Source organism: Paraburkholderia sp. SIMBA_030 (genome assembly GCF_046535245.1).
In the GTDB taxonomy this organism is placed as follows: Bacteria; Pseudomonadota; Gammaproteobacteria; order Burkholderiales; family Burkholderiaceae; genus Paraburkholderia.
In genome coordinates, this window is sequence record NZ_JAWRXB010001331.1 from 1 (window position 1) to 246 (window position 246).

1 pseudogene is annotated in these 246 nt (G+C 48.8%); it reads left to right on the forward strand.

The features are described 5' to 3' along the window. Positions 1 to 21 precede the first annotated feature (21 nt). Positions 22 to 246 (forward strand): annotated as a pseudogene (locus SB772_RS44370) (hypothetical protein); the annotation flags it as partial.

The following is a 246-nucleotide window of genomic DNA, read 5'->3' on the forward strand; positions in this document are numbered from 1 at the left end:
CGTACCAAAGCGATGGCTACGATGGGGCTGACGATTGCGACCTCTATCATGCTTGCCTTTGCTTTTGGTCCATTATTAGTCGGCTCGCTCGGTATCTCTGGGCTGTTTTGGCTAACTTCAGGATTTGCTATATTGGCGATGCTGCTATTGGTGGTGGTACCGACGCCTATGCGCGTGCTCAAGCACAATCTAGATAACAAAACCATTGGTCAACAGTTGGCTACTGTCCTTAAGATTGGCGATCTT